This window comes from Corynebacterium marinum DSM 44953 (assembly GCF_000835165.1).
GTDB classification, from domain to species: domain Bacteria; phylum Actinomycetota; class Actinomycetes; order Mycobacteriales; family Mycobacteriaceae; genus Corynebacterium; species Corynebacterium marinum.
This window is the reverse complement of sequence record NZ_CP007790.1, coordinates 1,459,950-1,483,537: the sequence shown is the minus strand read 5'-3', so window position 1 is coordinate 1,483,537 and position 23,588 is coordinate 1,459,950. Positions and strand designations below refer to the sequence as shown.

Sequence of the window (23,588 nt, the reverse complement as noted above, 5' to 3'; positions counted from 1 at the left end):
ATACAAACAGCAGGCACAATGGGGCCCATGACTGCACATGATCCTGTCGAGCTCCGTTCCATCGCGATCGACGTCGCCACCGCCGCCGCGGAACGCATCCTGGCCAAACGGGCCGAGCTTTCCGGGCACGGCGACCTCCGCCAGTTCGCCACCACCAAGTCCTCGGCGGAGGACCCCGTGACGATCGTGGACACCCTCGCCGAGGATTTCATCGCCGACCGGCTCTCCGCGCTGCGGCCCGCGGACGGGATCATCGGGGAGGAGGGGAGCGAACGGGCGTCGGAAAGCGGAGTGTCCTGGGTGGTCGACCCCATCGACGGGACGGTGAACTTCCTCTACGGGCTACCCGAGTACGCGGTGTCCATCGGCGCGGCCGTCGACGGGGAGGTCCTCGCCGGCGCGGTGGTCAACGTGCCGCGCGGGGCGGTGTATTCGGCGGCGCTCGGGCACGGCGCCACCGTCGAGGTCGACGGCCGGGTGCGCACGCTGCGGTGTACGGCGGCCGACGATCCGGCGTTGGCGCTGGTGGCGACGGGGTTCTCCTACTCCTCGCACTGGCGCGCCCAGCAGGCCGAGCTGCTCACCCGTCTGCTGCCCCGGGTCCGCGACATCCGCCGCATGGGGGCCGCCGCCCTCGATTTCTGCCGCGTCGCGGAGGGCACCGTCGACGCCTTCTACGAGCACGGCCTCCACTGCTGGGACTTCGCCGCGGGATCGCTCATCGCCCGCGAGTCCGGCGCCGTGGTGCACACCCCCCGCTTGTCGACGCCCGGTTCCGCGGGCGAGGCCGTCTCCGTCGCCGCCGGACCCCTCGCGGCGGGATGGGCGCAGCTGATGGAGTCCGTCGACGGGTTGCGCCCGTTGAAACGCTAGGTAACCCCGCTCTGACCTGGGAGTATGACAGCGACGCAATTGTGGCTTAATATGCGCCTGACACCACGCACATCGTCCCTTCCCGCAGGGCCGATCGACTTGTTAAGGACGTACGAGCAATGGCCACCGATTACGACGCACCGCGCCGCCGGGTAGAGGACGAGCTGGAGACGGATTCCCTCGAGGGACTCAAGGCCACCGAGGGCCAGAACCCCGGCATCGACGACGACGGCGAGATCGTCGAGCCCTTCGAACTCCCGGCGGTCGATCTCTCCGGCGAGGAGCTCAACGTCACCGTCGTGCCCAAGCAGGCCGACGAGTTCACCTGCTCCATCTGCTTCCTGGTGCAGCGGCTCAACCGCCGTTCCCACATCGAGGCCGACGGTTCGGAAGTGTGCCTGGACTGCGCCTGAGGCGCAGAAAAGAACACAAGCCTGGACGACAACAGTGACGTTGCCGGCCAGGCTTCTTTCGATTCTGCGGTCCGCGACCTACCGGTAGTGCGACAACGCCGTGCCGGCCTGCTCCGGCAGGAAAGCCTCGAGCAGCGCCTCGGGATTGCGCGTGCTCACCAGCCAGTAGGGGGTGGGGTCCTCCGGGTCGTCGAGCACCAGCATCACCATCTCCGGGATCCAGCCGTGCGACACCACGAACGCCGCCGGATCCAGCTGCCTGCCCATCGCGTTGCGCTTTGCGGTGGAGGGCACCGCCAGGGATCTCGACACCACATCATGCGGCAGATTGGCTGACTTCACCGACAGCCAGCGGGTGCCGTCCGGGTCTTCCTCGACGGCGAGCACCGTGGAGGACCAGCTCAGGAGAATCCACGCGGTGACGGCGGAGAGCACCACCGCCGGGATGATGAACCACCAGATGTTGCGGTTGAGGTAGAGCTGCAGGGAGGTCAGCGCCACGAGGAACGCGGCCAGGAACCACCAGTACAGCGGCACCCACTGCCGCTCGCGGTAGATCGTGCGGGGGGAAGAGGCGGAATCAGCGGAACCGGTGTCACTCACGATTGAACACTCTATCGCATGGGTAGATTGGGTAGACGTGACCTACTTGAGTGAATTCAGCCCGGTGCGTATCAAGCGCCTGGACCAGGACCTGCCGCTGCCCGCCCGCGCCCACCGCGGCGACGCGGGCGCCGACCTCTACTCCACGGAGGATCTGACGTTGGCCCCGGGGGAGCGCAGGCTCGTCGGCACCGGCGTGGCCCTGGCCCTGCCGCTGGGCACGGTCGGGCTCATCCACCCCCGGTCGGGCCTGGCCGTGAAGCAGGGGCTGAGCATCGTCAACGCGCCCGGCACCGTGGACGCGGACTACCGGGGGGAGATCAAGGTGTGCCTCATCAACCTCGATCCCGCGGCGCCGATCGAGATCACCCGCGGGATGCGCATCGCCCAGCTGGTGATCCAGAAAGTGGAGCTGGTGGACTTCGAGGAGGTCGAGGAGCTCGACGACACCGTCCGGGGTGCGGGCGGACATGGTTCCACCGGCGTCTCCTGAGCGCCGGTACAGTGGGCCGAAAAGCGATTGAAGGAGACGATCAGGGCATGGCACTGTGGCCATTCGGCAAGAAGAACGACGATCAGCCGGCGGAGGCGTCGCCCGCCTCCGCTGAATCCGAGTCAACCTACAGTGACGCACCGCCGGAGGTGCCCGTCGAATTCGACACCCCCCACCACGACCCCGTGCACGGCGACACCGGCCCCTTCGACGGAGACACCGTCGATATCGCCGACTTCGACTTCTCGGACTTCTCCCAGGGCGTGCTCGACCTGGGCTCCATGAAGATCGCCCTGCCCCGCGCCTCCCAGGTGCAGGTGGAGATGGGGGAGCAAGGCCCGAAGATGGTCCACATCGTCACTAAGTTCGGCCGTATCACCCCGGTCGCCTTCGCGGCCCCGAGCTCGGCAGGCCAGTGGGCCGAGTCGACCGAGCAGATCACCCAGGGGATGATCGGCGACGGCCTGACCGCCGACGTCGAACAGGGCCCGTGGGGGGCGGAGATCGTCGGGCAGGGCGAGCACGGCATCATCCGCGTGATCGGCGTGGAGGGCCCCCGCTGGATGCTCCGGATGACCACCACCGCCCCGCACGACAAGGCCGAGGACCTGCGCGACCTCGCCCGCGAGATCACCGCCCGCACCTTCGTCTACCGCGGCCAGGACCCGGTGCTCGCCGGCAACTCGCTGCCGGTCGTGCTGCCGCAGCAGCTGGTGGCCCAGGTCCAGCAGGCCATGGAGCAGCGCGCGCAGGACGCGCGCCGAGCCCAGGAACAGCAGGCGCAGCAGCCGCAGCCGGCCCCGTCGCCGGAGGATGAGCAGTCCATCGAGGACACCTCCCAGGCCCTGCGCGACCTCGCGGACGGTTCGGGGACCGACACCACCGACAAGTAGGGCGGACGCCGCGACCCGGGATTATTGTGGGCCGGTCGTCGGCGGGTATCGTCACTCTCTTCACGTTCTTCGTGGTCCAGCGCGCCAGCCGTGTCATCAAGTCAGCCGAAATCAAGGAGTTTTCAACGTGACCGAACTCGAACGGGGCCAGACCCGGGAACTGACCATCACCCGGATGGCCCACGGCGGCGAGGGGATCGCCGAGCTCGACGGCCGCGTTGTCTTCGTCCGTGGCGCATACCCCGGTGACGTCGTCGACGCCACCATCACCCAGGTGAAGAAACGCTTCGCCCGCGCCGAACTCGACAGCGTATCGACGCCGGGGCCGCTCCGCGTCGAGCAGTCCTGCCCGGCGGCCGCCGCTGGGGCCGGCTGCTGCGACTTCGGCGACCTGGACCCCGCGCAGGAGGTCGACCTCAAGGCGGACATCCTCGTCGGCCAGCTCACCCGCCTGGGCCGGGCGATCGACCTGCCCGCCCCCGAGCTGATCAACCTCGAGCCCGCGCGCGGATGGCGCACGCGGGTGCGGCTGGGCGTCGACAAGGAGGGTCGCGCAGGCTTCCGGGCCCGCGCCTCCCACGACGTGGTCCACATCCCCTGCACCCAGGTGGTGCCGGGCCTCCTCGACGGGCTCGTGGGTGAGAACGCCCGCGCCTTCACCCCGGGCGCGGAGGTCGTCGCCGTGCTCGATTCCGAGGGCGTCCGCCACGTGGTGGAGACCCGCAAGGCACCGCGCGGCCGCCGCGTGGAGAAGGTCACCGACGTCCTCGAGGGCTCCGGCACCGTCACCGAACGGGCCGACGGCCACACCTTCCGCTTCCCGGCGACGGCCTTCTGGCAGGCGCACACCCAGGCCCCCGACGCCTACACCGGGGTGATCCGCCGCTGGTTGAGCGACCTGGGCGACTCCGACAACACGGTCGGCTGGGACCTCTACGGCGGCGTCGGCCTCTTCGTCCCGGCGCTTGCGGACTCCCTCGGCGAAGGCGCCACCATCCACTCCGTCGACTACTCGCCGGCGGCGGCCGAACTCACCCAGGACACGCTGGAGCCCTACGGCCTGGAAATCCACAACGCGATGGTGGAGAAGACCGTGGAGACCCTGCCCACCCCGCGGGTGGTCGTGCTGGATCCCCCGCGGACCGGTGCGGGCGACGACGTGGTCGCCGGCGTCGCGAAGAAGCAGCCGGAACGGATCATCCACGTCGGCTGCGACCCGGCCACCTTCTCCCGCGACGTCGCCGCCTGGGGTGAAAACGGGTACCGCATTGCGCGGTTGGCCGTGATCAACGCATTCCCCGGCACCCACCACTTCGAGGTCGTCGCGGAACTCACGCGGAAGTAACGTGGTTGTGCGGGAGGTTCGGCGGGAGGCAGGTAGGATGAGCGAAAATGTTCGGGGCAAGGTTGAAGGAGACGCGCAGAAAACGATGGGAACTCTCAGTGGACTCGCGTCACCGGCCGATCTGAAAGCACTCTCCGTGGAGCAGCTCGAGGAACTCGCGGAAGAGATCCGCCAGCTCCTCGTGCAGAAGGTCTCCGCCACGGGCGGCCACCTCGGGCCGAACCTCGGGGTCGTCGAGCTGACGATCGCGCTGCACAAGATCTTCGATTCGCCCGAGGACCCGATCATCTTCGACACCTCCCACCAGAGCTACGTCCACAAGATCCTCACCGGCCGGGGCGGCAAGTTCGACACCCTGCGCCAGAAGGACGGGATCTCCGGTTACACCGCCCGCGGCGAATCCGAGCACGACTGGACCGAATCCTCCCACGCCTCGGCCTCCCTCTCCTACGCCGACGGGCTGGCCAAGGGGTTCCAGCTCACCGGGCGCAAGGACCGCAACGTCATCGCGGTGGTCGGCGACGGAGCGCTCACCGGCGGCATGTGCTGGGAAGCGCTGAACAACATCGCCTCCGGTAAGGACCGCAACGTCGTCGTCGTGGTCAACGACAACGGCCGCTCCTACTCGCCGACCATCGGCGGCTTCGCCGACAACCTCGCCCGCCTGCGCATGGAACGCTCCTACGACGAGATCATGGAGCACGGCAAGAAGACCCTCAAGTCCATGGGCTGGGTCGGCGAGCGCGCCTTCGAGGCCCTCGCGGCCGTCAAGGAAGGGGTGAAATCCCAGCTCATCCCCACCGAGATGTTCGCCGAGCTGGGCATGAAATACGTCGGCCCCGTCAAGGGCCACGACGTGAAGTCCCTGCTCCACGCGTTGGCGTACGCGAAGAACTACGACGGCCCCATCATCGTCCACGCCGTCACCGAGAAGGGCCACGGTTACGCCCCCGCGGTCAACGACGTCGCCGACCAGATGCACGCCACCGGCATCATCGACCCGGTCACCGGCCTCGCCCTGTCCAAGTCCAAGCCGGACTGGACCAGCGTGTTCACCTCTGAGGTCCTCGCCGCCGCGGAGGATCGCGACGACATCGTCGCCATCACCGCCGCCATGGCGGGACCCACCGGCCTGGCGGCCTTCGCCGACCAGTACCCGGCCCGCTTCTTCGACGTAGGCATCGCCGAGCAGCACGCCGTCACCTCGGCCGCCGGCCTGGCGCTCGCCGGGATGCATCCCGTCGTGGCGATCTACTCCACGTTCCTCAACCGGGCCTTCGACCAGCTGCTCATGGACGTCGCCCTCCTGAACCTGCCCGTCACTCTCGTCCTCGACCGCTCCGGCGTCACCGGCCCCGACGGCGCCAGCCACAACGGCGTCTGGGACATGGCGCTGACCAGCATCGTCCCCGGCATCCGCATAGCCGCCCCCCGCGACGGCGCCCAGCTGAGCGAACTCTTCCGCGAGGCCCTCGACGTCTCCGACGGCCCCACCGTCGTCCGCTACCCCAAGGGTGCGCTGCCCCAGGAGCACCAGGAACTCATGCGCCTGGAGGACGGTGTCGACATCCTCCACTACTCCGACACCGACTCCTCGCTTCTCGACGTCCTCATCATCGCCGTCGGATCCTTCGCCTCCCTCGCGCTCTCCGCCACCCCTCGGCTCGAGGAGCACGGCCTCAACATCACGGTCGTCGACCCCCGCTGGATCACCCCGGTCCAGGCCTCCCTCATCGGGTTGGCCGACGACCACGACCTCGTCGTCGTCCTCGAGGACGGCGTGATCCGCGGCGGCGTCGGTTCACTCATCGCCGAGGCGCTCTCCGCCGCGGAAGTGGACACTCCGCTCCGCCGGCTGGGATTCCCCTCCGTTTTCCCCGGGCACGCCACCCGCGCCGAGCTCCTTACCGAGGTCGGGCTGGACCCCGACGGCGTCGTCTCCTCGATCACCGGCTGGCTGGACGGCCTGATGGTCGATGACGTGGTCGACGGGGCCGAGGGGTAGCTTCCCCCCCCGGCTGCCGTCCCCCGGTTGCCATTCCCCGCCTGGAGGAGATCAGGGAGGGGAGAGGGCCGGTCACGGGGTCGAGAGCAGTACTGAACTCCTCTCCCTGGACTCGACTTCGAGGGGTGGGCGGGTCGGCGTGGGCGGGTCGCGGCGCGGCTACCTCGGCTGAGCCAGAGCGACGAGCCGGTCGACGTAGTTGTCCAGCGTGTCGGCCACCGCGCGGAGCATGACGCAGTCGCCGTCCGGGTCCTGCTTCAGGTCCGGCGCACTGAAACGCAGGACCTGCCTGCCCTCATTTTTGAGGATGTTCTCCCGGGCGCGTTCCTCCAACAGCACCTTGTCGGTCTTCTTCCCGTAGAAGCCGGTGTATTTGTTCGCGCCGTCGATCTCGATGATCAGCCACCCGTTGAGGAGAATGTCAACGAAGAAGGATCTCCGGCCGTTGTCGTAGATGATCTCGACCTGGTACTCGATGGACGTGATCTGGGGAAGATCGGCCTCCAGCAGGACCAGTCGGGCGATGGTCTCCTGGGCGCTGCCTGAGTTCCCGACGGACATGCTGATGGCCTGCCGGACCGCCCGTACACCCGGGAACGGGGGATAGGCGGCCAGCTTCCGGCTCAGTGTCGGCCGGGTCAACCAGGGGTTCTGCCGGCGTGCCGAATCTATCGTGACGATCCCGGCCCGGAGCCCGTGGAAACGGGGGACGTCGAAAAGCGTCCTGACGAGGCTGGTCACTCTGATCCCGTGGTGCTCCTCGATCTGGCCCTCCGGCAGCTGAGTGCTCCGGTAGCGGACGTTGGCGTGCCAGGTGCCCGGCCCGTGGGGTTTGTTGGCGCCCGGTAGCTGGAGTTCGGTTCGGTCCTCGATGTCGAGGGTTTCCAGTCCCGTGAGACGGGCGGCCGACTGCCCCGATAACACGGCCTTATCGCAGGTCAGGCCCACTGCGAAAGCTCGCGCCGCCGCGCGTTTCCAGGGTTCGAGGGTGCGGTATGTGTCGCGCGGGATGGCGACCTCGTCCGTGAGTAGGATGAGGCGGCCATCCGTCAGCTGCTGCGCGGTGGCGGTGTCGGTGATCAGTGTCCTGCGTAGTTCGATGAGTCCTAAGTTCTTCCCCCAGTTCTGCATGGCTTCAGCATGCGTGACGGAGGTGGGTCCGGCATCCCCCGACGGGAGGGACTTCCCGAATCTGTGGACAACCGGCGTTCATCCACAGCCGGGGGCAGCAGGGTTTGACGACGGGCCGGGATCGTGCCCCCGCCGGGGAGGAGTTCAAGGGGAGGAAAGGACTGGTCGCGGGGTCGAAACCAGGGGTCAACTCCTCCCCTTGAACTCCTCCCCGGTCAGGGCTCCCCGGTCAGGGCTCCCCGGTCAGGGCGCCCCGATCAGGGCGCCTAGAACAGCGTGTCCGTGAGTACCGGGGCGGTCAGTTCGATCTGCCAGTTGCGGGCCTGGTGGCCGCGGAGGACGTCGGGAAGATCGAGGGGAGTGCGGATCTCGCGAGCGACGGTGGCGCCCCAGGCGACGGACCGCAGGGTCGCCGGCTTGAGGATGTTCTCGGCGGGGATGGCCAGGTCGGCGGATAGATCGTCCAGAAGCGTGCGGGCGGTGGAGAACCGTTCCCACGATTCGGGGTAATCGCTGGCCCAGGTCTGGCGCGACGGCAGGCCCCGGGGTGGGCGTTCCCGGGCGGGCCACGTGCGGGGGTCGGAGTCGAGGGCCCGCTGGATGACCTCCCCCCAGAAGCGGGCGTCTCCGCGGCGGAATCCCTTCACCCGTGCCAGGTCGCGGGTGGTGCGCGGAAGCACGCGGGCGATTTCGACGAGCACCTTGTTGGGCAGGATGCGGGAGACCGCGCGGTCCTCCTCGACGGCCATGGACTCGCGGATCATCCACAGTTCGCGGGCGACAGCGAGCTGTTCGGGCCGGGTGAGCGAGGAAACCCCGCGGACCGAACGCCAGGTGGCTTCGGCGGGGCCGGTGATGTCCGCGTGTGTGGTGCGGACGTGCTCGAACTCCTCCGATGCCCAGTCGAGTTTTCCCTGGTGGTCGAGGATTTCTGCCATCGTGTCGCCGAGTTCCAGGAGAAGCTCGACGTCGAGGGCGGCGTAGGCGAGCCAGTTCTCGGGCAGGGGGCGCTGGGACCAGTCTTCGGCGCCGTGGCCTTTGGCGAGGCGGACGTCGAGAAGCAGTTCGGTCATGGCGGCGAGGTTGACGTGGTCCAGGCCGGCGAGGCGGCCGGCGAGTTCGGTGTCGAAGAGCGAACCGGGGTAGAGGCCGAGCCAGGCCAGGGAGGGCAGGTCCGAGGAAGCGGCGTGGAGGATCCAGTCGCGGCCGTTGAGGACGGGCGCCAGTGCGGCGGTGAACTCCGTGCGGTGGCCCTCCGGATCCAGCAGGAAGGTGCCGACGCCGCGGCGGCGGACCTGGACGAGGAAGGCGCGGTCGTCGTAACGGAAACCGGAGGCGCGTTCGGTGTCGATGGCCAGCGGGCCCTGACCTGCGGACAGCGCGGACGCTGCCTCGCGGAAGGAGGCGGGCGTGGCCAGGACCCGGGGGATCCCGTCGCGGGGGGTGGTGAGATCGTGCGCCATAGCAGTCCAGCCTAACCCAGGCGGGTGATGCCCTCCGGCGGGAGGCCCGCCACGTTGGCCAGGACGCGGGAGAAGGCGAGGACGTGCGGGGCGAGGTCGAGTGCGGACGCGGTCCAGGAGGCGCGCATCTCCAGCTGGTGGGCGCGCGGCGGTCCGCCGATCTCCCCGAAACGGACGGAGGAGGTGGCGGTGACCGTGCCGCCGAGGTTGGTGTGGTCTGCGCCGGCGCCGCCGAGGGCCTCGGTGAGCCACTGCCAGGCGACGTCGGGGAGCAGCGGGTCGGCGGCGACCTCGTGGTCCATGTCGGCCTGGATGTAGGCGACCAGGCGCATGGCGCCCTCCCAGGCTTCCTCGGCGCCGGGGTCGTGCAGGAGTATCAGTCGGCCGAAGGCGTCGCCCTCGGCTGCCTGTTCGTCGATGGAGCGTTCCACCTCGAGGCCGATGGCGTGGCTGAAGGGTGCCAGACGCTGGGGCGGGCGGATCGTGCCGAGGGTGATCTCGGGGCGTAGCCGGGCCGCGTGCATCGACTCGACGGCCCGGGTGAACGCGGGCGGTGTGCTGTTGCCGTTTCCGGTGTCACTCGCGCGGTTCAGCGGCGTCGGGGAGGAGGTGGCGTCTGGGGTGAACACGCCTCCAATAAACCATGCGGGCCGTTCCGGCGGGGGAGGCGCGCCGTGGGTTGCCTCCCCCGGGCCTTTCCAACTTATGATGGATGACACGGCCGTTTCGCACGGCGAGTCCAGGAAAGAGGTTTTCGTGAGCAAACTGAACTTTGACGAGCTCAACAGCATGCAGCGCTACACCCAGTTCGTCACCTTCCGCGCCATCCCGGGGGCGCTGGGCAACGAACGCGAGCAGGTCATCGCCGAGGCTCAGGCCTTCTTCACCGGCCTGGCGGAGGAAGGCACCGTGGTGGTTCGCGGTATCTACGACGTCTCCGGCATCAACGCCGAGGCCGACCTGATGATCTGGTGGCACGCCGAGCAGTTCGAGGACCTGCAGGCCGCCTACCAGGCGTTCCGGCGCACCACGGTGTTCGGCCAGGTGCTGGAGGCCACGTGGTTCGGTACCGGCCTGCACCGTCCGGCCGAGTTCAACCGCTCGCACCTGCCGTCGTTCATCATGGGCGAGGAGGCCGAGGCATGGATCACGGTGTACCCGTTCGTCCGCTCCTTCGAGTGGTACCTGCTCGATCCGAAGGAGCGCCGCCGCATCCTCGCGGAGCACGGCCAGGCGGCCCGTGATTTCCCGGACGTGCGCGCCAACACGGTGCCTGCTTTCGCCCTGGGCGACTACGAGTGGATGCTGGCGTTCGAGGCGCCGGAGCTGCACCGCATCGTCGATCTCATGCACAAGATGCGCTACACCGACGCCCGCCTGCACGTGCGCGAGGAGACCCCGTTCTTCTCGGGCCGCAGGGTGGCGGACATCGGGGAGATCGTCAAGATTCTCCCGTAGTCCGCTTGTCGACGCCCGCCTGAATCCCGCCCGGGGGTCAGGCGGGCGTTTTCTACTGTTTACCGGGCTCCGCCGGCTCGAAGGTCATCGAGATGGAGTTGATGCAGTAGCGCAGGTCGGTGGGTGTGCCGTACCCCTCGCCCTCGAAGACGTGGCCCAGGTGCGATTCGCAGTTGGCGCAGACCACCTCGATGCGGACCATGCCGTGGGAGGTGTCGCGGCGTTCGATGACGCGGTCGGCGGCCAGGGGGGAGAAGAAGGAGGGCCAGCCGCAGTGGGCGTCGAATTTCTCGGTGGACCGGAACAGCTCCGCGCCGCACGCCCGGCAGGAGTAGACGCCTTCGGTGGTGGTGTCGGTGTACTCGCCGACGCCCGGCGGCTCGGTGCCGGCCCGGCGCAGGACGTGGAACTCCTCAGGAGTGAGGCGCTGCTGCCATTCGGTGTCGCTGATCAGTTTGAAGTCGGTCATGACGCGAGTCTAGCGATTCCTGCCGCCACCAGACCACCGCGCACGTGGCGGCGACGACGAGCAGCATGCCCCAGCCGATCGTCGGATGGAAGATTCCCATCCAGCGGGAGAGGTCGACCTGCTCGACGGAGTGGAAGGAATCCGGCGTGAGGAAGAGATACGCCGCCAGCCACGCGGGCCAGGTGTGGAACACGCTGGTGCGCTGCAGGACGGTGAACATCATGGGGAAGAGCATCATCGAGTAGTACATCTGCCCCAGGGAGGACAGGAAGAACACGCCGGCCAGCAAGAGGCCGGAGGTCGTGGCGGCCCACAGGAGGGGGTCGGTGTAACGCCAGCGCAGGAGAACGATGACGCCCACGCCCACGACGGCGGCGAACATCAGCCACAGGGCGTTCTCCAGCAGCGGCGGCATGCTGAAGTAGACGGCGGCGCCGGCGAGAGAGGAGTTGGCGTAGTCGCGCACGTCGCCGAGGTAGGGGACCAGTCGGCTGAGATAGTCGGACGCCCCCGGGACCAGGGGCCAGGCCGCCAGGTTGAAGGCGACGGGGACGGCCACCCCGCCGAACACCGTGCGCCAGTCCAGCTTCACGGCCGGCAGAAACAGCAGGGGGGCGAACTGCGGCTTGATCAGGATCGCCACGCCGATGACGAGTCCCGCCCACCAACCCTTCCCGCTGAGCAGGAGGGAGAGGAAGCCGACCAGCGCCAGCAGCAGGAGGCCGTTGATGTTGGAGAAGATCAACGTGTTGCGGACTGCCTCGGTGAGGAAGGCGGCGGCGATCGCCGCCGGCCACACCAGGCTGCGCAGGGAATAGCCGAACATCCGGGTCAGCAGCGCGAGCGCGGCGATGACGGCCGCCGCGTTGACGACGATGAAGGCGGTGCGGGCGGCGTCGATGTCCGTCAGCCAGCCCAGCGGAGTCAGCAGCAGGGTGGCGCCGGGGTTGTACAGGTAGTGGGGGTCCACGTGGTGGTAGATCTCGTTGTAGACCGGCACCCCGTCGAGGGAGCGGCGCACGGCGCTGTGCACGGTGGTGAAGTCATCGGTCACGGAACCGTTGAGCGCCAGCACGAACACCCGGTGCAGCGCGAGCACGACCGTCAGCGGCCAGGCCACGGCCCGCCCGACCCGGTCGAACGGGGTCCGCCGGAGCTTCCCCGGTGTCGTGGCCGGATCTGTCAGCGGGGTGCGGGCGACCCACAGGTTCTCGAGTCGGGTCGTCGGCGAAGTCACGCCGATCACCCTACCTCAGCTCTGTTTCCTCCCGGCGGTAGCGGAGGAACAGCGTGCCGTCGTCGGTGGCGGAGTGGTGCTCCAGGGTCAGCCACCGGTTGGCGTCGTCGACCAGATGCTTGTCGACGGGCGCGGAGATCAGCGGCGCGACCGTCAGGTGCAGGACATCGACGAGGTCGGCGCCGAACATCATGGTGAACACGCCGGGCCCGCCCTCGCAGACGATACGGGTGAGCCCGCGGTCGTGGAGGGCCCGGACCATCTCCTGCGGGCTGTCGGCGGGGACGAGCTGGGCGGGGGAGAGGTGCGCGGGGGCGTCGGCGAGCGAACTGCGCGGTGTGAGGATGAGGGCGTCGCCCGGGTCGTGGCCGCGGAACTGCAGGCTGCGGGAGACGATCGCCAGGCGCGAGGCGCGGGTACCGGCGTAGTTCTCCGCGATCACGGTGCGGGCGCCGACGAGGACGACATCAGCCCAGTCCCGCAGAGCGAGGAGCAGCTTGCGGTCGAGTTCGTTTCCCAAACCGCCCGACCGGCCGTCGAGGGTGAGGGAACCCGTGAGGGAGGAGATGGCGACGGCCCGGAGTTCCGGTTCGCCCGGCGGGAGGGTCGGGCCGATGATGTCAGTCAGCATGGTCCAACCATAACGAAAACGGGGCCGGTACAAGACCGGCCCCGTGAAGTGGAGCGGATGACGAGACTCGAACTCGCGACCCTCACCTTGGCAAGGTGATGCGCTACCAACTGCGCTACATCCGCTAACAGGTTCTCAGAGAACCTTAGTGCGCGATACTGGGATTGAACCAGTGACCTCTTCCGTGTCAGGGAAGCGCTCTCCCGCTGAGCTAAACGCGCTTGAACTGCGAGGTGGAAACGGGAATCGAACCCGTGTGCACGGTTTTGCAGACCGTTGCCTCACCACTCGGCCATTCCACCGTGGCGTTACCGCCTCAAGGAACCTTAAACATCAAGGTACCAGAGCGGATGACGAGACTCGAACTCGCGACCCTCACCTTGGCAAGGTGATGCGCTACCAACTGCGCTACATCCGCAATAACAGAGGGATTGACCCTCAGTGCGCGATACTGGGATTGAACCAGTGACCTCTTCCGTGTCAGGGAAGCGCTCTCCCGCTGAGCTAAACGCGCGGGTTCATTTCTTACCGATTGGCCCGGTGAAATGAGAGCGGATGACGAGACTCGAACTCGCGACCCTCACCTTGGCAAGGTGATGCGCTACCAACTGCGCTACATCCGCATGCACACGGCTACCGGCTTGCCGCCGTCGCTGTGGTGCGTGTCAAAACATTATCCTCAACGGTCGCCGGATGACAAATCGCCAGGTGGGGGCGAGAATCGGCGGAAGGGGCGCGGGCAGGCGCCGCCCCGGAATTACGCCGCTGTCATTCTGCCCCCTCCGCGGGGGCCGTTTCCGGGCGATCTGCGCGCTGAACTGCGGATTAGGCCCATCCGCGCACCTGTGTGTAAAGTTCTTAAGCGCACACAAGGTCCTATGGCTCAGTGGAAGAGCGTTCCGTTCACACCGGAAAGGTCGCTGGTTCGAACCCAGCTAGGACCACATTAAGGCCGTTCATCACCCCCGATGAGCGGCCTTTTCGCATGTCAAGAGCCGTTTCCATAAAATCAAGGTTGGACACAAAAGGACACGAGACCCCAATTTATGCCATCAAAATGGCACGAATGCTGGCACGGAAGGCACGACATGGCGAAGTTCGGAAACGTGAGAACGCTACCGTCCGGGAAGTTTCAGGCCCGATATACAGGCCCGGACGGTCTTGCCCATAAGGCCCCGGCAACCTTCCACCTCAAGGGAGAGGCCTACGGCTGGCTGGAGGGGGAGCAACGGTTGATCTACCTCGGAGCGTGGACCTCTCCAGCTCAACGCCTGGCGGAAGCGAAGGCCGAAGAGGAGCGAGACTCGCTCACGGTGAAGGTCTGGCTGGCGGACTGGCTGGATAGGAAAGAACGTGAAGGCCTCAAGCCGTCCACGATGGCGAAGTACCGGGAACGGATCGAGAGGCGCGTTACAGGCGACGAACTCCCCAAGTCGATACGAGAGTTCGCTTCTCTCCCCGTAGCGGACGTGACGGCCACTCAGGCCCGGTTGTGGTGGACCTCCGTCGAGGAACATTGGCCTGACAGTGGAGAGATGAACAGCAAGGCCTATCAGCACATGCGTTCCGCTTTCGCTTATCTCGTCGACGAGGAGCGGATACCGGCTAACCCGATTGTCATCAAGGCCGCGAGGCGGAAACCGAAACCGATTCTTCAGCGAGACCTTCTAGACATCGAGGAGCTGACCGCGCTGTACCGGGAGTCTCCGGACCGCTACCGACTCATCACCGCCCTGACGTTGTTTCATGGTCTCCGGTTAGGTGAGGCGCTGGCGTTGAAGCGGAAGAACGTCATCGTGGAGCGCGTGGCACCCGCTGGTGGAGGAATGGGCCCGGTGGATCTGAGGATCTCCGTCCGCGTTGAGGACAACGTTCAGAGGATCGACGGCGAGATGGTCTCTATGGGGTCCCCGAAGACCGGCGCGGGTGTGCGGACGGTCCCTGTGTTCCGTGCCTTCCATGCGGACGTGTGCGAGCACCTGAAGGCCTTCACCGGACCGAAACCTGAGGATCTGGCGACGACCACGAGGACGGGTAAGCCGGTTATGGACACGTCGTACCGCTCTGTCCTCAACGGCATGCGTGAGCGTGCCGGGGTGGAGAAGCGGGTGCACGCTCACGCCGGACGGCGCTACATCACCACAGCACTTCTGGAGCAAGGCGTAGAGCCTCAGGTGGTAGGGGAGATCATCGGAGACAAGGATCTGACAACCGTGCTGGAGGTCTACGCACAGGTCCGTGCCGGACGCACCGACGAGGTCATGGAGCAACTAGGAAGGGGAGTCAGGCTGTGACGGACTCAGTAGATTTCGACGTTATCAAGGGCACGGCCTTTACAACCTACCGGTGCTGGCGCGGGTGCCTACTCGGTTACGTCTCCAAGGTGCCAGGGTGGGGTGTCGTGTTCTCGCACCGGATCGAGGGAGAATGGAGCGCCACCACAGACCCCTACGATGAACCTCTGTACGTAGCCTGTAGGCACCTCAAGGGCTTACTCCCGGTCAATGATCGCCCTCAAGGCCGGGTTACTCTCAGGCAGGAAGACGTGCGGACGATCGCGCCCCCGTCTTGACAGAACTAGACACCTTGGTCTATAATAGCCCTCACTAACTCATCTGGTCGCATTGTTATGCCGAACTAGACCGCCTCAGACACGGTCGTCTTTAGGAGACGACTATCTTGTCTGAGGCTTTTTCTATTTCCCCTGAACCGTACGTGTCCCTCTCCGTGGCGGCTGAGCACTTCTCTGTCAGTGAAAAGACGTTGCGAAGAATGGTCGCCCGCGCCGAGATCCCGGCACGCCGTCTAGGCCGTGGGCCGAGAGCCGCCATCCGGCTGAAGCTGTCCGAAGTCGAGGCGGCCACCTATCCCATGGGTAGCGCGACCAAGTAATCACTCAAAACGCCCCACAAGAACTTATGATAGTATCAAAAGAGTTATAGGCACACATAATGAATGAAGGGGTACTGATATGTACACAACCCGCGAACTCGCGACGCTGCTAGGCGTGGCACCCGCCACGGTTGCGAAGTGGAGAAGAACTCCGGACGGAGGCGGTCCGAAGTGGATCAAGCTGAACTCCAAGCTGGTCAGATACCGCATCGAGGACGTAGAAGCATGGCTCAACGAGGAGGAACACCAGTGAGCAACCTTATCGAAACCGCTAAGCCTGGATCCACCGATGTGATTTTGGGGTAGCGGCGTGGGAAAAAGAGAAATACCCTTCTGAACTGGGATAATACGACTTGTCGAAGGTCTATATTCCCCATCCAGGAGGGCATCTCTCAGGTGCAACTATCTCACACTCCCGCGGCACTCTCTATTTCATTCGATGACCCCAACCTCGTGTCGGCCGCCGGCTTGGTCCCAGCCATGCGCCTGGCCGACACTGCTGGCCTGTCGACCCTGGCACAGCACAGGATGAGTATCGCAGGCGACAAGGGTGCCAACGCCGGGGCGAAGATCTCCTCACTGGTCGCAGGCATGGTCGCCGGTGCCGACTCGATTGACGACATGGACCTGTTGCGCCACGGCGGCATGAACCGACTCTTTACCCGGATCTACGCGCCGTCGACCCTGGGATCCTTCCTCCGGGCCTTCACCTTCGGGCACGTGCGCCAGTTGGATGCCGTGGCCTCCCGCTTCCTGATCAACCTGGCTGACCAGTCACCGGGCCTGGTACCCGCACCCCCAGCTGCCACCAGCGGGTATGTCTTCGTCGATGTCGACGACACCATCATCGAAGTCCACGGCCACCAGAAACAAGGCGCCGGCTTCGGCTACTCCGGTGTCCGTGGGCTCAATGCTCTGCTGGCGACGGTCACCACGACAGAGTCTGCCCCGGTGGTCGTAGCCCAGCGCCTGCGCCGAGGGTCCTGTGGTTCGGCGCGTGGGGCAGGCCGGTTGATTGCCGATGCCATCACCACCACCCGACGCCTACCCGCCATGGCCCAGCAGAAAATCCTCGTACGCGCGGACTCCGCTTTCTACGGCCGGCCCAGCATCCACGCAGCACTCACCGCCGGTGCGGATGTGTCCATCACCGCGCGGATGACGCCCAACATCCAGAACGCGATTGCCACGATCCCGGACACGTCCTGGGAAACAATTGAGTACACCGACGCGCTCTTTGATGAGGACACCCAGACCTGGATCTCCTCAGCGGAAGTCGCGGAAGTCCCCTTCATCGCGTTTGCGTCGAAGAAGGCAGCTGATCAGGTTCCCGGTCGGCTGGTGGTGCGCCGGATCCCGGAGTTGAACAAGAAGAATATCGATCAGCCGGGCCTGTTTGATCTGCACCGCTTCCACGCGGTATTCACCACCGCCGACCCAGACCTGCTGGGTACCGTGGCCGCGGACAAGACCCACCGGCAGCATGCGGTCATCGAGCAGGTCAACGCCGATCTGAAGAACAGTGCGCTGGCGCATATGCCTTCAGGTGTGTTCACCGCGAACGCGGCGTGGTTGGTGGTGGCGGTCATGGCCTTCAACCTCACCAGGGCTGCCGGGACCATCGCGGCCGGGGCACTGGCCAGGGCTACGACTGCGACGATCCGGCGTCGGATCGTCATGGTGGCGGCCCGCATTGCTCGTAGGGCACGACGGTTGGTCCTGCACCTACCGCAGGGCTGGAAATGGGAGCCGCAGTGGCGGAAGCTGTTCGAGCACGGTCACTCGCCACCGGCTGTTGTTTCTTCCTGACCACCTGAGCCGAAACCCTCCGGCCCGAGCCGACCTACCAATTCGTGGAACAACCAGACGACGACGTGATCTGGGGATCATTCCTGCCCGAAAATCTTGGTGGTGCCCGCAGCCGAAATCAACCGATCACCGAAAGACCATCGGCGGATCCAGGCTAAGGCACAGAGCATCAGACCGGCGAAGGTGTGGGAGACCGCCACCGAGCAGGACGGTGCTATTCTCATCGACCCGACGAAGGCTGAGACCTTTACCGACCGCGAGGTCTTCAACGACAACCGCCGCCGTCTGCGGGATCGAGGGTGGCATACCGAGTACATGGCCCCCGCGTGGCGGATCACGCCCCCGGCACCGAAGAGGGAGCCTCTCAAGGCGGGTGCGTCCGTGATTGAGCGAGCGGAATTTCTTCTTGTCGCCCCGCGTGCGAACTGGGATACAGCCACCGTGACCAACGACGGACGCACAATCCGGTTTGAAGCCAGCCGTAACCCGTACTTCAATAAGCCGGTGATCGAGGATCTCTCCCGCCTCCGAGCTGCGGGCTGGGATGTCGGTGAAGTGACCGGACCACGAGGGGTGGAGGCGTTCACCGCTACCGCCCCGTTGGAGAAGGCCACGCCCCGGAGCTTGGCTGAGGCCCTGGGTCAGGCCAGCGGGAGCCGTAACACCTTCTGGACGGGAGAAGGCCGCGAGGAAGGCCGTTCCCTGGTGTTCGATGTCTCTGGCGGGTGTTCTACCGGCGCTCTGAGGGAAGCGCGAGCGGTCGCCGGTCGAGTCCGAGCGAACGGCTGGACCGTCTCCACCGAGGCCAAGGTGGGAGCAGACCCGCACCGGGTGACCTTCACCGCCCCGCGAAGTTTGGAGATCGACCAGTGAGGACACCCGAAGGGCTGGGCCGTTACCTCCGAGAGGACGACAGGGACAAAGACCGGGACAAGACCGGGAAGTTCTCCAAAGGGTCCGGCCTCTCCCGCTAGCTCCTGGAGGCCAACAAAGCGGATGCTGGGGCCCTGCGCATTATCGAGGTCACCGCGACGGCACGAATTGCGGACGCACTGCGCGACCTCAACGAGAACACGGGAATAAGGTACTGATGATTTCCATCCTGGCCCTGGCCATCGTCGCGGCGCTTCTCGCTTGGAACTCATTTCTCGATTTCAAGAAGTTCCGGCTGGAATTGGAATTCGATCGCTTCTAAACCCCTGAATTCCCCCGAACGACCTAGTACCCATTAAAGCCCTGTAAGGCCGCGAGAGCGGCACACAGGCAGAGAAAAAGACCCCTGGTCACTACTCCAGAGGTCTCACTCAACTACTAATTGCCCCACCACAGGCAGAAAGAACAGCACCATGACCGCAAACAACCGAGAAGGAGAAGCAATCACTATGAATGATTATACCATATCTGAGCAGGATATCAAGGGGATTAGGGATTATGTCGAAGATCTTTTCTCCAAGGGAATTGTCGAGGTAATTCGTCTCCCACGAGGAGAGAAGGGTCCGCCGCCCACAGGCACCACAGGCCGTGATGTGCCGGAAAGATCGAGAGAAGAAGTCCTAGAAGGGCTGGAGGGCCTTACCGAAGGCGACAACATCGGTTTTCGTATTCCTAAGGGTCATATGGGGATCGACTTTGACCACTACGGCAACAAGCAGGGGTGGACCTATTTCGAGGCCCTTCTGGAGGCTGACGGACTCGTAATTGACCGCGACGAGTGGGTCAACGCCTTTGTGCGACAGTCCCGCCGTGGCCCCGACTCCCTGGCCGGTCACTTTTTCTTCAAGCTCCCCCCGGGCTGGGAAGACGTGAAGTTCGGAGGTAAGGCGTGTGAGGACGTTGACCTGCTGCAGCACCACCACCGCTACGCCGTCGCCGCTGGCTCTGTGGTCGAGGACGAGATGTACAAGTTCTATCGAGGTACCGAGGAGACCGAGGCCCCGGCAGTGGAAGACTGGCCGGTCCTGGCCCCGGAGATCGCCTCCGCATTCGCCCGGAGTGCACGGCAGGGTAACCGGGTCAAGGGAGATCCGGAGAGCCTTAACGCCTCTCTGGCCTGGCTGGAGTCCCGCGTGTTCGGAGGCGAGAGTCAGACCGTGCTGCCTGACAACGTGCACCGATACGACACCATGGTCTCTACCGTCATGTCTCTCATCTCGAACGCTGTCCATAACGGCCATGCCGGTCTCATGGCGGACCTGAAGGAGATCCGCGACTGCCGAGAGGACTACGAGGTCTCAGAGCGCCGGGCGGTCTCGGATGACTACGCCGGGGCGGTCACGTCCGCTGTCGCCATCGTCAAGGCAGAGATCGCCTCTGACTTGAAGCAGGACATTAATTGGCGCGAGAGGTTCGGCGCGGAACCGTTCCCCGATGACTACGCCATCCCGGATTTCGGAGATCTTCTCGCGAAGCAGGCTGCGGCCTACCGGGAAAAGTTGATCGGAGAGGAGATCGCTGTTGGGAACACAGAGACTCCCGCCTCAGAGGACGACTCCGAAGAGAGCGCCAAGCGCGAAGAGTTGTTCACGGCGGAGCAGAGAGAGGCGATCAGGGAAGGTCTCCTCCCGGAAGACCTTGACGAGTTCCTTTCCTACGCCCGACGCAAGCGGATTGAGGACACCTACCGCAAGGTGGAGCAGGCGCAAGACGAAGATATTTTTGACTTCGATTCCCTTCTGATGACCGGCGAGGAGATCGCCAACTCCCAGCCCTCCGAGGAGCCGTGGTTGATTGAGCGACTCATGCGTGAGGGTGACGTTTCGATGCTGTATGCAGGCGGCAAGGTGGGTAAGTCCCGGTTCATCCATAACGTTGCCGCTGCTTTGGCCAACGGTTCCCCCTTGTTCGGGGAGTACTCCACCGCCCGCCCGTACCGGGTCCATGTGGCAGACCTGGAGCTGGACCACGACAAGATCAGAGAGCGCGGTGAGCAGATCGAGGGTCTGAACGATGCCGATTTCAATTTCTACGCGGGCAAGAGACGGAAGTTCGCTCTCAACAGCCGCCGATGGAGGGTGGCTTATGCGGCATGGCTGAAGTCCAAGGGCTACGAGGTGCTGTTCCTGGACGGTCTCCAGCCTGTCGCTCAGGCTCTCGGGCTGGACCCGTGGCGGGAGATGGGGCAAACGGTCGAGTGGTTGCGCGAGATCTCCGTTGAGGCCGGTCTGAAGCACGTCTTTACGATCATGCACGCCTCTAACAAGCCGGACGGCATGGATCGAGGCCCTAAGGGTGACTCCTCCCTTATCGACGAGGTGGACGGGATCTGGCGGCTGGAGTTCACGGACCCGGACAAGATGAACATTCACACTAACTGGACCGCCCAGCAGTTCAAGTTGAGCGTGTCCGGTCGCCTAGCACCTCAAGAGGTCGAGTTGAAGTTGGTCAACCCGTTCAAGCTCTCCGTGGATCAGCCCGCCTCCGCTGCAACGAGAGAGACCGCTGATGAGAAGAACGCCCGGCTGTGGTGGAGCCGTCTCCGCCCGGCCATCATCAAGCACGCGCAAACTATCGCCCAGCAAAGAGGCGGAGAGTTCGACCCGAAGGACGTGGCAAACTTCCGCGAGCAAGCGAAGTACTGGCCGTCCAAGAACCGTATTGGCGATCTTCTCCGTGAGGTCTCCAATGGCGAGATTGGAAGCAAGCGCACCGCCCAGAAGATTGTCGATGAACTTCTGAAGCAAGGCGTGCTGAACTCTGTCTCCACGTCCGCCACCGGCTACGGTCTGTACCCCACCGGACGGACTCCGAAGAGTCCCGGGCCGGGTGGGTTTACGGTCTCGTTGCAGACCTCCGGAGAGTAATAAACCACCCCGGAGAAAAGTGGCTACCTGTTTTCGACCCGAGGTAGCCACTTTTGCATTTCCCCAGGTCGCGGGAAAAGTAGGTAGCCACTCCGTTGAGCACGATTTCCCTCTGACCTGCGGTTATGTGAAGTGGCTACTTGGCTACCTCCCCGAAAAAAGGGGAGCCGATGTAGCCAAGGTAGCCACTTTTTTGCGTTTATGCAGGTAACAGCGTTTTCACCCCTGAAAAAGTGGCTACCTCTTTTTTGAGAGAGTCGAGACAGAAACCCTTTCTGACCTGCGGTTATCGGAGTGGCTACCTGCCGTTTTTGCTGTTTCCGGCCAAAGTAGGTCTAAAAACACCCTCTGACCTGGCACTTTAGACAAAGTGGCTACTTGGCTACCTTGGCTACTTTTCTATATATAGAAGATCTATATATAGAAAAAGATAAAATACCCGCGAGGAGAGGCCGGACCCCCTCTGTGGTGGCCGTGGCTCACTGCTGCCAGGTCGCGGGAATCTTGTAGGCCAGAGGGTACTCACAGCGATTAACCTTCTCGCCATCGACGTGGAGGTCAGCGATCCATTTGGACTCGAAGATGGAGGAAACTTCAACCGGGATGCCTACGGAGATCTGATTTTCACTGATCTCACAACGGGGATCGACGTAGCGGTTACGTTCACCGTCGAAGTAGGAAACCTGCTCAACGGTAGATCCGGTGACCCTCACGAGCAGGTCCTTGCCGCCGTGCGTAACGCCGTAGGTGACTTGCTGGTCAGCCGGAGCTGTGCCGACCGTGGTCCACGTGAACGTGGTGGGGACCTTGTCAGGTGCGTATACACCTGCGCCTTTGAGGCGGAAGTCTGCGTCACATGCTTCTGTGGCAATGGTCTCGTGTCTGTAGTTGATTTCAGTCATGCTTGGATCTTAACTCGTGAGTCTGACCTCGTACTATAGGTGGTGGTCGACCTGTCAGTATCGGTGTGGGAGCGGTCTCGTGGCCCTGGCCCGACTCTCGTGGTTTTGGCTCTCGCGGTTGCTGCGGTTCTGTAAAACGTGGCCCTGTGAGGCGTTGAGGGAGCGTAACTAGGCCGGTGTTGTTGTTCGGCTGGGAGGCGCTCAGCGTGGCGCGCGGTGGCGTGTGGTGGGTGTATCGGGCTCGTGAGAGGGGGGGGAGGGGGACACCCCCGGGGGCCTGAAGAGAGCGCCCCTCCCGTGTGCTGCACATTATGGCGTGCGATAGTTGGGGAAAACGCTATGTATGCAAGTAACAACATAGAAGTTGAGGCCGTTTTCCGGTCTCTACGGCGGGAAGTCTGCGGTGATAGCAGGGGAAAGCCCCGGCACGGTAGAGATTGTGAGTCTCGGTTGTGCCGGGGCTGGTCTCGCCTAGCTACGAGGGTCTAGATGTTCGCAACCCAGGTAGCGGTGTCGCTGCTGAAGCTCAGGGTCGGCTCGAAGACAAGGCGGTACTCGCCCGGCTCGACGCTGTCGAAGCACACGGAGCCGGAGACGGTGCCACCGGGGGCCAGGTCACCGCTGGAGAGGTTGTTGTCCCCGGTGAAGGTCGGGTCAGTGATAACACCGGCCGGGTTCTGAACCTTCCAGTCCCAGTAGCCCTGGAAGCTGGTCTGCTCGTCACCGTTGTTGGTGTAGGTGACGTCAGCGCAAGAGTTCTGGCCAAGCGCACCGGACATCACGCTGAAGTTGTTGACAACGATGTCCATACCGTCGCGAGTGGTGTACGCCTGACCCAGTGCGAGATCGGTACCTTCCTCAACCTGTGCGGTCTCATTGCCAGTCTGAGTTTCACCGGAGCCGCCGCTCTGGTTGTCAGTGCTGGAGTCGTCGCCGCCGCCGAAGACGGAGACGAGAATGCCGATGACGATGATCGCGCCGAGGATGATCGCGCCCCACTTCATGCACCCGCCCTTCTTCTTTTTCTCAACGTAGACAATACGTTCCTGGGGCTGCTGGTTCGGGTCGCCCTGGGGCTGCTGGGGTGTAGACATGTTGATCTCCTGACGGGGGCCGTTGCCCGCCTATGCGGGGGGCGGGCAGTGGCGGGATAACTTTCGTCTGCAACGGT

At 64.8% G+C, this 23,588-nt stretch carries 22 protein-coding genes and 7 tRNA genes; 14 read left to right on the top strand and 15 right to left on the bottom strand.

Features of this window, described 5'->3' with window-relative positions; all coding sequences use genetic code 11:
* The first annotated feature begins 27 nt into the window (after positions 1–27).
* Complete coding sequence (locus B840_RS07130) at positions 28–873, top strand: inositol monophosphatase family protein (protein ID WP_042621570.1); 846 nt, start codon at positions 28–30, stop codon at positions 871–873.
* Between the two features lie 119 nt (positions 874–992).
* Entirely contained in the window at positions 993–1,286 is a 294-nt protein-coding gene (locus tag B840_RS07125; RefSeq protein ID WP_042621569.1) for a DUF4193 domain-containing protein, read from the top strand.
* Between the two features lie 78 nt (positions 1,287–1,364).
* Here B840_RS07125 and B840_RS07120 read toward each other — a convergent pair whose 3' ends face one another.
* On the bottom strand, positions 1,365–1,889 hold the full coding sequence (locus tag B840_RS07120; RefSeq protein ID WP_084602849.1) for a DUF3093 domain-containing protein: 525 nt from the start codon (positions 1,887–1,889) through the stop codon (positions 1,365–1,367).
* 46 nt (positions 1,890–1,935) lie between these two features.
* On the opposite strand from B840_RS07120, the gene dut reads away from it, so the two are divergent.
* From dut to dxs, 4 genes are all read left to right on the top strand, one after another.
* Complete coding sequence (gene dut / locus B840_RS07115) at positions 1,936–2,382, top strand: dUTP diphosphatase (RefSeq protein ID WP_042622600.1); 447 nt, start codon at positions 1,936–1,938, stop codon at positions 2,380–2,382.
* A gap of 47 nt (positions 2,383–2,429) precedes the next feature.
* Complete coding sequence (locus B840_RS07110; RefSeq protein ID WP_042621567.1) at positions 2,430–3,275, top strand: DUF3710 domain-containing protein; 846 nt, start codon at positions 2,430–2,432, stop codon at positions 3,273–3,275.
* Between the two features lie 127 nt (positions 3,276–3,402).
* Positions 3,403–4,620: a class I SAM-dependent RNA methyltransferase gene (locus B840_RS07105; RefSeq protein WP_042621566.1), complete on the top strand. Its 1,218-nt coding sequence runs from the start codon at positions 3,403–3,405 to the stop codon at positions 4,618–4,620.
* Positions 4,621–4,705: 85 nt separating this feature from the next.
* Positions 4,706–6,625: a 1-deoxy-D-xylulose-5-phosphate synthase gene (gene dxs, locus B840_RS07100; protein ID WP_042621565.1), complete on the top strand. Its 1,920-nt coding sequence runs from the start codon at positions 4,706–4,708 to the stop codon at positions 6,623–6,625.
* Between the two features lie 159 nt (positions 6,626–6,784).
* Here the strand turns inward: dxs and B840_RS07095 are convergent, their stop codons facing one another.
* The 3 genes from B840_RS07095 to B840_RS07085 form a co-directional block, all read right to left on the bottom strand.
* The gene (locus B840_RS07095; RefSeq protein WP_042621564.1) at positions 6,785–7,756 is read right to left on the bottom strand and encodes a PDDEXK family nuclease; all 972 of its coding nucleotides are present in this window, start codon (positions 7,754–7,756) and stop codon (positions 6,785–6,787) included.
* Between the two features lie 266 nt (positions 7,757–8,022).
* The gene (locus B840_RS07090) at positions 8,023–9,219 is read right to left on the bottom strand and encodes an HRDC domain-containing protein (RefSeq protein ID WP_042621563.1); all 1,197 of its coding nucleotides are present in this window, start codon (positions 9,217–9,219) and stop codon (positions 8,023–8,025) included.
* Between the two features lie 11 nt (positions 9,220–9,230).
* Positions 9,231–9,812, bottom strand: a complete 582-nt coding sequence (locus tag B840_RS07085) for a DUF3000 domain-containing protein (RefSeq protein ID WP_042622599.1) — start codon at positions 9,810–9,812, stop codon at positions 9,231–9,233.
* Positions 9,813–10,008: 196 nt separating this feature from the next.
* Between B840_RS07085 and hemQ the strand changes: the two genes are divergently transcribed.
* Positions 10,009–10,677, top strand: coding sequence for a hydrogen peroxide-dependent heme synthase (gene hemQ, locus B840_RS07080; protein ID WP_342341964.1), 669 nt, complete (start codon positions 10,009–10,011; stop codon positions 10,675–10,677).
* Between the two features lie 52 nt (positions 10,678–10,729).
* On the opposite strand, the gene msrB is transcribed toward hemQ, so the two are convergent.
* The 9 genes from msrB to B840_RS07035 form a co-directional block, all read right to left on the bottom strand.
* A complete protein-coding gene (gene msrB, locus B840_RS07075) occupies positions 10,730–11,146 on the bottom strand; it encodes a peptide-methionine (R)-S-oxide reductase MsrB (protein ID WP_042621562.1) in 417 nt (138 codons plus the stop codon).
* The gene (locus tag B840_RS07070; RefSeq protein WP_052491219.1) at positions 11,091–12,383 is read right to left on the bottom strand and encodes a glycosyltransferase family 87 protein; all 1,293 of its coding nucleotides are present in this window, start codon (positions 12,381–12,383) and stop codon (positions 11,091–11,093) included. Before B840_RS07070 ends, msrB begins: the two co-directional genes overlap by 56 nt.
* Before the next feature lie 10 nt (positions 12,384–12,393).
* Entirely contained in the window at positions 12,394–13,014 is a 621-nt protein-coding gene (locus tag B840_RS07065) for a dihydrofolate reductase family protein (protein ID WP_042621561.1), read from the bottom strand.
* A gap of 49 nt (positions 13,015–13,063) precedes the next feature.
* Positions 13,064–13,139: transfer RNA gene (locus B840_RS07060), tRNA-Gly, on the bottom strand.
* 24 nt (positions 13,140–13,163) lie between these two features.
* Positions 13,164–13,235, bottom strand: a tRNA-Val gene (locus B840_RS07055).
* A 10-nt stretch (positions 13,236–13,245) separates the two neighbouring features.
* Positions 13,246–13,316, bottom strand: a tRNA-Cys gene (locus tag B840_RS07050).
* Positions 13,317–13,359: 43 nt separating this feature from the next.
* A tRNA-Gly gene (locus tag B840_RS07045) sits at positions 13,360–13,432 on the bottom strand.
* A gap of 24 nt (positions 13,433–13,456) precedes the next feature.
* Positions 13,457–13,528, bottom strand: a tRNA-Val gene (locus B840_RS07040).
* Between the two features lie 36 nt (positions 13,529–13,564).
* Positions 13,565–13,637 (bottom strand) — tRNA-Gly (locus B840_RS07035).
* Between the two features lie 249 nt (positions 13,638–13,886).
* Between B840_RS07035 and B840_RS07030 the strand changes: the two genes are divergently transcribed.
* The 7 genes from B840_RS07030 to B840_RS07010 all read left to right on the top strand — a co-directional run bounded on the left by B840_RS07030 (position 13,887) and on the right by B840_RS07010 (position 21,515).
* A tRNA-Val gene (locus B840_RS07030) sits at positions 13,887–13,958 on the top strand.
* Between the two features lie 144 nt (positions 13,959–14,102).
* On the top strand, positions 14,103–15,308 hold the full coding sequence (locus B840_RS07025; RefSeq protein WP_042621560.1) for a tyrosine-type recombinase/integrase: 1,206 nt from the start codon (positions 14,103–14,105) through the stop codon (positions 15,306–15,308).
* Between the two features lie 421 nt (positions 15,309–15,729).
* Positions 15,730–15,906, top strand: coding sequence for a helix-turn-helix domain-containing protein (locus B840_RS14055; RefSeq protein WP_425304734.1), 177 nt, complete (start codon positions 15,730–15,732; stop codon positions 15,904–15,906).
* Positions 15,907–15,985: 79 nt separating this feature from the next.
* Positions 15,986–16,159, top strand: a complete 174-nt coding sequence (locus B840_RS13085; protein ID WP_084602845.1) for a helix-turn-helix transcriptional regulator — start codon at positions 15,986–15,988, stop codon at positions 16,157–16,159.
* Positions 16,160–16,302: 143 nt separating this feature from the next.
* Positions 16,303–17,715 (top strand): IS1380-like element ISCli1 family transposase, encoded by a 1,413-nt coding sequence (locus B840_RS07020; RefSeq protein WP_018297647.1) that lies wholly within the window; start codon positions 16,303–16,305, stop codon positions 17,713–17,715.
* Positions 17,716–17,898: 183 nt separating this feature from the next.
* The gene (locus tag B840_RS07015; RefSeq protein WP_042621559.1) at positions 17,899–18,588 is read left to right on the top strand and encodes a hypothetical protein; all 690 of its coding nucleotides are present in this window, start codon (positions 17,899–17,901) and stop codon (positions 18,586–18,588) included.
* Between the two features lie 473 nt (positions 18,589–19,061).
* A complete protein-coding gene (locus tag B840_RS07010; protein ID WP_084602843.1) occupies positions 19,062–21,515 on the top strand; it encodes an AAA family ATPase in 2,454 nt (817 codons plus the stop codon).
* Between the two features lie 479 nt (positions 21,516–21,994).
* Here the strand turns inward: B840_RS07010 and B840_RS07005 are convergent, their stop codons facing one another.
* On the bottom strand, positions 21,995–22,417 hold the full coding sequence (locus B840_RS07005; protein ID WP_042621557.1) for a hypothetical protein: 423 nt from the start codon (positions 22,415–22,417) through the stop codon (positions 21,995–21,997).
* Positions 22,418–22,902: 485 nt separating this feature from the next.
* Complete coding sequence (locus tag B840_RS12875; RefSeq protein WP_052491119.1) at positions 22,903–23,511, bottom strand: DUF4352 domain-containing protein; 609 nt, start codon at positions 23,509–23,511, stop codon at positions 22,903–22,905.
* Positions 23,512–23,588 lie beyond the last annotated feature (77 nt).

Bases quoted from the DNA above. Each gene is read 5' to 3' on its own strand.
- B840_RS07130 (WP_042621570.1), top strand. From the start codon at position 28: ATGACTGCACATGATCCTGTCGAGCTCCGTTCCATCGCGATCGACGTC.
- B840_RS07125 (WP_042621569.1), top strand. From the start codon at position 993: ATGGCCACCGATTACGACGCACCGCGCCGCCGGGTAGAGGACGAGCTG.
- B840_RS07110 (WP_042621567.1), top strand. From the start codon at position 2,430: ATGGCACTGTGGCCATTCGGCAAGAAGAACGACGATCAGCCGGCGGAG.
- dxs (WP_042621565.1), top strand. From the start codon at position 4,706: ATGGGAACTCTCAGTGGACTCGCGTCACCGGCCGATCTGAAAGCACTC.
- B840_RS07095 (WP_042621564.1), bottom strand. From the start codon at position 7,756: ATGCAGAACTGGGGGAAGAACTTAGGACTCATCGAACTACGCAGGACA.
- B840_RS07090 (WP_042621563.1), bottom strand. From the start codon at position 9,219: ATGGCGCACGATCTCACCACCCCCCGCGACGGGATCCCCCGGGTCCTG.
- hemQ (WP_342341964.1), top strand. From the start codon at position 10,009: ATGCAGCGCTACACCCAGTTCGTCACCTTCCGCGCCATCCCGGGGGCG.
- msrB (WP_042621562.1), bottom strand. From the start codon at position 11,146: ATGACCGACTTCAAACTGATCAGCGACACCGAATGGCAGCAGCGCCTC.
- B840_RS07065 (WP_042621561.1), bottom strand. From the start codon at position 13,014: ATGCTGACTGACATCATCGGCCCGACCCTCCCGCCGGGCGAACCGGAA.
- B840_RS07025 (WP_042621560.1), top strand. From the start codon at position 14,103: ATGGCGAAGTTCGGAAACGTGAGAACGCTACCGTCCGGGAAGTTTCAG.
- B840_RS13085 (WP_084602845.1), top strand. From the start codon at position 15,986: ATGTACACAACCCGCGAACTCGCGACGCTGCTAGGCGTGGCACCCGCC.
- B840_RS07010 (WP_084602843.1), top strand. From the start codon at position 19,062: ATGACCGCAAACAACCGAGAAGGAGAAGCAATCACTATGAATGATTAT.
- B840_RS07005 (WP_042621557.1), bottom strand. From the start codon at position 22,417: ATGACTGAAATCAACTACAGACACGAGACCATTGCCACAGAAGCATGT.
- B840_RS12875 (WP_052491119.1), bottom strand. From the start codon at position 23,511: ATGTCTACACCCCAGCAGCCCCAGGGCGACCCGAACCAGCAGCCCCAG.